Source organism: Mycobacterium sp. RTGN6 (assembly GCF_033804605.1).
Lineage (GTDB): Bacteria > Actinomycetota > Actinomycetes > Mycobacteriales > Mycobacteriaceae > Mycobacterium.
Genome location: NZ_JAPZKZ010000010.1, coordinates 337440 through 344359, shown reverse-complemented (window position 1 = coordinate 344359; position 6920 = coordinate 337440). Strand labels below are relative to the sequence as shown.

The window sequence follows — 6920 nt, the reverse complement described above, 5'->3', positions numbered from 1 at the left end:
TCATGCTGGACATCAAATGTGTCGAGCAAGCAGGGCGGTAGATCAGCGGCACCTCGGGTGCATCGGCAATCCATCGAAGATCACCGACACAAGGATGGTCCACCAGTGAGCCTGCTGGGGGACAAGCTGGCCGTCACCGAACTGCTCTACCGGTACGCCGAATTGATCGACGCGGGCGACTTCGACGGCGTCGGGGAGTTGTTGGGCCGGGGCAACTTCATGGGCGTCGCGGGCGCCGCGAAGATCGGCAAGCTGTTCGCCACCACCACCCGCCGCTTTCCCGACCACGACAACACGCCACGGACGCGGCACCTGGTGCAGAACCCGATCGTCGACGTCGACGGAGACACGGCTACTTCGCGCTCCACCTTCGTGGTCATCCAGCAGACCGAAGCGGTTGCGCTGCAACCGATCGTCGTCGGGCGCTACGCCGACGCCTTCGCACGCGACGACACAGGCTGGTACTTCACCGAGCGCACGGTGGACGTCCAGATGATCGGCGACGTGTCCGACCACCTGCTGATCGACCCGACGGAATTTGGTTAATGCGCCGGACCGAACGATTGGCTCATGTCAAGAACGTTGCGCGACCTCGTGATTGGGTCGGGACTTGACTTCGATGACCGCGGCGCTCACGCCCTCAAGGGCGTGCCTGGTGACTGGGATCTGTTCGCGGTTGCTTCTACCTAAGTAGCGAGCCGAGTTCAGAATGGTGGTGGGTCGGCGCGCTCGTTGAGTGCGCGTTCGGCCTTGATGCGGTCGGCTTTGGCCTGGGCGCGGGTGCGTTTTCGGCGCGGCATCATGATCGATCGGTGGGCACCGGGTTCGACGGGGGAGCTGGGTGGGGCCGGGGTAGTCACGTTCCAGGTCGGGAACAGCAGGGCGATCCCGGGTGTGGTGGTGTAGGTGTGCCCGGTCGGGGTGGTGACGACGACGGTGCCGTCGGCCAGCTGCCGATCCGACCAGCCGGCATGAAACGTCTTGACCAAGTGATGTTTTCGGCAGTAGCACTTGACCCCTCCCGCATGCGTCGCACCGGCGGGGTAGGGAACGGTGTGGTCGATGTCGGCGAATTCAGCGGGGCGATCACACCCCGGCGCACGGCAGGTCAGATCGCGCACCCGGACGAACCGATCCAGCGCGGTCGACGGCCGGTAGCGCGGTTCGGCACCACCGGTGGGTGCCAGCACCGGCGTGATCCTGGCGCCGCGGGCGATGAGTTCGGCCAGTAGCGGCCCCGGTACGACGCCGTGGCCGGGGATGACCGCGACGGGGCGACGGCGCGACCGTTCGGCTTGCGCGTCCTCGTCGGCGTCGCGCGGGCCGTGTAGGGCGGGGTCGGCGTCGGCAGCCTCGACGCTGGCCTGATCGGTGATGACGTGGACGACGACGCTGCTGGCCCGTCCGTCGTCGACGACGGCGGGGCAGGCCGGGTTGCCGCACTGACACGACAACACCTGCGAGCCCGCCATGACCGCACCGACGGCGTCGGCACGACGCTGCTTGAGTGTGCGCGGGTCATCGGCGCAAACGCTGCGGACCATCGTGTCGACCCGCGTGCGGGTCAGCGCGGCGTCGGTGCACGACAGCCGACCCCACACCGCCGTGGTGCCCGATTCGTGATCGGTGCCCACGACGAAGTCGCGTGCCCGCATCTGCTGCTGGACCCGCCGGACCGCGGCCGGGTCGAGCTTCTCCACTTCGGCGTCCAACGTCATCGTGAGCTTGTATTCCGAGAGCGGCCCCCACCCGAGGATCCGGTCGGCGATCACCTCGTCGAGTGCCGCGAGGGTCTCGGGGTCGGTGACGTGGGCGGTGCGTTGCTCGATGAGCCAAACCCGACGCCCGTTGAGCACACCGGCATGAAACAGTGCGCCCACCCGGGGCAGCCGGTCACGCAGCGCGACAGCCAGATCCATTTCCCCAGACGCGCGGCCGTGCCCGATGTTCAGCGCCGCCGAAAGCTCCGCGGCCGCACCGTCCCAGTCATCACACGCCCAGAATCGGCGCTCGTCATCGCCGGTGCAGCGCCGCCGCTGCAACTCCGCGATCGCGGAGTAGCGTTCGGCGTCGGCGATCGCGCTGGCCCGCGCCCGGCCGGTGATCGTGTCGATCACCTCAGCGTCGGTCAGCGATTCGAACATACGTGCGATTGTAGTCGCGATGTCCGACAGGATTAGGCAGCTTCGCTGCCCTGCGGATAGGCCGCTGGCGAATCCGCACAACCCCACCCTTGAGTGCTAGCACTCGCGTGTATAGAGTGCTAGGTGGCAGGCAGCCAACCCCCTGCGCCGGCACCCGCGACGACGGCGCAACGGGCACGGATGCGTGCCGAACACCTGTAAATCCCCAAAGGCCCGGGATATGCCCGGACCTACACCCGAACTACTGGAGGGCCCCATCGTGGCGAGCGTGAACATCAAGCCACTCGAGGACAAGATCCTCGTACAGGCCAACGAGGCCGAGACCACGACCGCATCTGGTCTGGTCATCCCCGACACCGCCAAGGAAAAGCCGCAAGAAGGCACCGTCGTCGCAGTTGGCCCCGGCCGCTGGGACGAGGATGGCGAGAAGCGCATCCCCCTGGACGTTGCCGAGGGCGACACCGTCATCTACAGCAAGTACGGCGGCACCGAGATCAAGTACGGCGGCGAGGAGTACCTGATCCTCTCGGCCCGTGACGTGCTGGCTGTCGTCAACAAGTAAGCACCCGTGTCCCGCCCCGGAGCTTCCCGTTTCGACGGGAGAGTTCCGGGGCGGTACGCGTTTCGAGTCGAAAAAGGACATTCATGAGCAAGCAGATTGAGTTCAACGAGACTGCGCGCCGGGCAATGGAAGCCGGGGTCGACAAGCTTGCCAACGCCGTGCGGATCACGCTGGGGCCGCGCGGCCGCCACGTGGTGTTGGCCAAGGCGTACGGCGGCCCGGTGGTGACCAACGACGGCGTCACCATCGCCCGGGAGATCGACCTGGAGGACCCGTTCGAGAACCTGGGCGCCCAGCTCGTCAAGTCGGTGGCCACCAAGACCAACGACGTAGCGGGTGACGGCACCACCACCGCCACCGTGCTGGCGCAGGCCATCATCAAGGCGGGGCTGCGCAACGTCGCGGCCGGCGCCAATCCGATCGCACTGGGCGCAGGCATCGCCAAGGCCGCCGACGCCGTATCCGAGGCGCTGCTGGCGGCCGCAACGCCGGTCAGCGACAAGAAGTCGATCGCTCAGGTCGCGACCGTGTCGTCACGCGACGAGCAGATCGGCGAGCTGGTCGGCGAGGCGATGACCACCGTCGGTCACGACGGCGTCGTCACCGTCGAGGAGTCCTCGACGCTGGACACCGAACTCGAGGTCACCGATGGCGTCGGCTTCGACAAGGGCTTCGTCTCGGCGTACTTCATCACCGACTTCGATGCGCAGGAAGCGGTGCTGGAGGACGCGCTGGTGCTGCTGCACCGCGAGAAGATCAGCTCGCTGCCGGACCTGCTTCCGTTGCTGGAGAAGGTGGCCGAGTCGGGCAAGCCGCTGGTGATAATCGCCGAGGACGTCGAGGGCGAGGCCCTTTCGACGTTGGTGGTCAACGCGATTCGCAAGACGCTCAAGGCCGTCGCCGTGAAGGCGCCGTTCTTCGGCGACCGCCGCAAGGCGTTCTTGGACGATCTCGCGGTCGTGACGGGTGGACAGGTCGTCAACCCCGACGTCGGTCTGGTGCTCCGTGAGGTCGGCCTGGAGGTGCTGGGCACTGCCCGCCGCGTCGTCGTCACCAAGGACACCACCGTCATCGTCGATGGCGGCGGCACGGAAGACGCCATCGACGCCCGTAAGTCACAGCTGCGCGCCGAGATCGAGGCGACCGACTCCGACTGGGACCGCGAGAAGCTCGAGGAGCGGCTGGCCAAGCTGTCCGGCGGCGTCGCGGTCATCAAGGTCGGCGCGGCCACCGAGACCGATCTCAAGAAGCGCAAGGAAGCGGTCGAGGACGCCGTCTCGGCGGCCAAGGCGGCCGTCGAGGAGGGCATTGTCACCGGTGGTGGCGCCGCGCTGCTGCAGGCCGGCTCGGTGCTCAAGGCATTGCGCGAGTCGCTCAAGGGTGACGAGGCGCTCGGCGTCGACGTGTTCGCCGCCGCGCTGTCCTCGCCGCTGTACTGGATCGCCGCCAACGCCGGGCTCGACGGCTCGGTGGTGGTCAACAAGGTCGCCAGCCTGCCCGCCGGGCAGGGCTTCAACGCCGCGACGCTCACCTACGGCGACCTGCTCGCCGATGGCATCGTCGACCCGGTCAAGGTGACCCGGTCCGCGGTGCTCAACGCCGCATCGGTGGCCCGCATGGTGCTGACCACCGAAACGGCGATCGTGGACAAGCCGGCCGAGTCCGAGGACGACGGCCACGGACACCACGGTCACTCGCACTAGGTAGAAGGACCAACACGGAGCACCCCCGGTCACAACGACCGGGGGTGTTTTCGTCATGCATAGCGCCTCACTTGCGATCTAGTGCGCAGTCCTCACAACCCGCCGCCAGCTGGCCAACAGGACGACGGGAATCAGCAGCAGCGACGTTCGGGATATGAATTGTGTGAGGTCATCGTCCTTCAGCAGACCGGGCCCCGCGAAGTAGCCGAAGAGCAGGAGGGTGGCAGTCACCAACACCAGCGCCCGGCCAGCCCGGGTGCCGATGCCGGTCGTATCGAGCGACGCCGGCAGCACGGTTCGGTAGAAGTCGATCATCGCCCATAACGTCAGATATCCGATGATCACGTACAGCCACCACCACGACTGATGTGATCCCACGGTCCAGTTGTGCATGTCGCCACTCGGCGAGGCGACCCGGATCGGGACGTAGCAGTAGAAATTGCCGACCTCCATGCACAACAACCAGAACGTCGAGTAAGCGACGAGCCGGCGCGTACTTGTGCGCCACAAAGGGGCGGCGAAGCGAAAGACGAGGTACAGCAGAGCATTGACGGCGATGCCGGAAACTGCGACCACAGCGACTGCCAGATTCTTACCCGATGCCATCGCAGTGTCGTAGTCGACGTGTTCGTCTACTTCGTCAAGAAACAAGATGTTGCCGATGCTGTTGCTGCCCCAGTGGATTGGCCACGGGCTCGATTTAATGCCCAGGAGCCACGCGGCGAAGGAGTGGCCGTATTCGTGAGTCATGAAGGACACGTAGTAGGTAACGAGGAGGACCAGCGGCGTGGCTGCCAGCAGCAGCCACATCGATCGGGAACTGGCTGATTCGTCGGCTCGTCGGTCACCCATCGGGCTCGGGTCGGATGGTGCGCGTCGGGTACTCGGGTCCTCTGGCACACGCTCTCCAACCCTTTAGGCGATCGCAGCGGTTGCCGGCCGTCTGTTGCGAAAGCATAGGCGTATGCGCGGCAACGTCCTTTGAGGATTCGGTTTTTCGATAGTTAGCGCAGAATCCGCTCTGCGGGCACGTCGTGGGGTTAACCTCGCATCACGATGCTTCTCTACGGCCGCGACGGACGCAATACGTTGGTGACACAAGCCAAGTCGGGACCAGCCCTGTGGTCCCACGACACCTACTCCAGCACAGTCGATCTGGGTTATCCGTTCATCTCGGACCTGACCTCGGGTGGCCCCACCAACGGGGCACTGAGGACCACAGATGGATAACACCACAATATTCACTCTGACCGCCATGGTGTTGTGCTACGCGATGATCTCGGCGTTGGTCAAACGGTGGTACGTAGCGCCCGCTCTGATATTCGTGCTGTGCGGAATGGCCTTGGGGCCGTTCGGTATCGGTGCGATCGACGTGGGCAATAACGTCGACAACTTCTTGCTCCCCGCCGAGCTGGCGCTGACGTTGATCCTGTTCAACCAAGCGTCCGCTCTCGACTTATCGGCAGTAGTGCGACGCGGCGGCATCACTTTCCGGCTGCTGGTGATCGGCATACCGCTGTCACTCGGGCTGGGCACCCTCACCGGCGCACTCCTGATTCCGATCATGCCGTTGTGGGAGGCGGTCGCAATGGCGGCGATCGTGGCCCCGGCGGAAGTGGCACTCATCGCTGCACTCCTCGAGGACCGCCGCATCCCCGAGCCGGTTCGACATGCGTTGTCCACCGAGAGCGGGTTTTACGACGGATTCGCCCTGACCACCATGATCGCCGCGTTGGCGGTATCCAATGAAAAGGAAGACACCCACCACGGATACAGCGACTTGGTGTGGTTCCTGGTCCGGACCGAAGTGATGTCGGTGGTCGTGGGTCTGGCCCTGGGCGCGATCGGGGGCCTGGTGATCACGTGGTCACTTCGGCGTGGATGGATGAGCGACACATGGGCTCAGCTCTCCATGCTGACGGGGGCGTTGCTCTGCTTCGAGATCGGTGGGGCATTGGACGGCAGCGGGCTGGTCGCCGCGTTCGCCGGCGGCCTGGGGTTCGCCTTCGCGGCCAAACGGGCAGGGGGTCGCCCCGATTCGCACGTCTCAAATGCCGTCGCTCATCTGCTGGAACTGGCGATCTTCGCGATGTTCGGCGCCTACGCGGTGGTGGAGTCCTGGCGCGCCGTGGGATGGCAGGTCGTCGCCTTCGCAATTGTCGCGCTGTTCGGGGTGCGTCTCATCGCCGTCTCGGTCGCGCTGATTCGTACCGACCTGCCGGCAAGAGATCGGATGTTCATCGGTTGGTTCGGCCCGCGTGGCCTCGGCACCATCGTCTTGGGCCTGATAATGATCGAACAAACTGTGCCCCAACGGGAGTACTGGATCATGCAAACGGTAGGAGTCACGGTCTCGTTGAGTCTCCTCTTGCACAGCCTCACCGTGTGGCCAGGCATCAACTGGCTGGCCAAGAAAGGGCGCGTCGAGGTAGGCAATACCGGCTCGTCGCCGTCCTGACCTGAGGAAGACCACAGCCACGGCGGCCATCACGGCCACGGATGCTAGAGCAC

6 protein-coding genes and 2 pseudogenes are annotated in these 6920 nt (G+C 65.4%); 6 read left to right on the top strand and 2 right to left on the bottom strand.

All coding sequences use genetic code 11. The features are described from left to right. The 3 genes and pseudogenes from SLQ33_RS24940 to SLQ33_RS24930 form a co-directional block, all read left to right on the top strand. Positions 1–109 (top strand): annotated as a pseudogene (locus SLQ33_RS24940) (hypothetical protein); the annotation flags it as partial. Further along, positions 106–546 (top strand): nuclear transport factor 2 family protein, encoded by a 441-nt coding sequence (locus SLQ33_RS24935; RefSeq protein ID WP_413467735.1) that lies wholly within the window; start codon positions 106–108, stop codon positions 544–546. The pseudogene SLQ33_RS24940 and the gene SLQ33_RS24935, both read left to right, overlap by 4 nt. Positions 547–549: 3 nt before the next feature. Beyond that, positions 550–690, top strand: a pseudogene (locus SLQ33_RS24930) (hydrolase); the annotation flags it as partial. Between the two features lie 14 nt (positions 691–704). Here the strand turns inward: SLQ33_RS24930 and SLQ33_RS24925 are convergent. Further along, positions 705–2144, bottom strand: coding sequence for an HNH endonuclease signature motif containing protein (locus SLQ33_RS24925; protein WP_319456558.1), 1440 nt, complete (start codon positions 2142–2144; stop codon positions 705–707). 259 nt (positions 2145–2403) lie between these two features. Here SLQ33_RS24925 and groES point away from each other — a divergent pair, with 259 nt between their 5' ends. Both groES and groL read left to right on the top strand, forming a co-directional pair. Further along, positions 2404–2706, top strand: a complete 303-nt coding sequence (groES, locus tag SLQ33_RS24920) for a co-chaperone GroES (protein ID WP_070356489.1) — start codon at positions 2404–2406, stop codon at positions 2704–2706. 83 nt (positions 2707–2789) lie between these two features. Beyond that, positions 2790–4409 (top strand): chaperonin GroEL, encoded by a 1620-nt coding sequence (gene groL / locus SLQ33_RS24915; protein WP_319456557.1) that lies wholly within the window; start codon positions 2790–2792, stop codon positions 4407–4409. A 78-nt stretch (positions 4410–4487) separates the two neighbouring features. On the opposite strand, the gene SLQ33_RS24910 is transcribed toward groL, so the two are convergent. Continuing rightward, positions 4488–5219 carry a hypothetical protein gene (locus SLQ33_RS24910; protein ID WP_319456556.1) on the bottom strand — a complete coding sequence of 244 codons (732 nt, stop codon included), beginning with the start codon at positions 5217–5219 and terminating at the stop codon, positions 4488–4490. 412 nt (positions 5220–5631) lie between these two features. Here SLQ33_RS24910 and SLQ33_RS24905 point away from each other — a divergent pair, with 412 nt between their 5' ends. Continuing rightward, entirely contained in the window at positions 5632–6867 is a 1236-nt protein-coding gene (locus SLQ33_RS24905) for a cation:proton antiporter (protein ID WP_319456555.1), read from the top strand. The last annotated feature ends 53 nt before the right edge of the window (positions 6868–6920 follow it).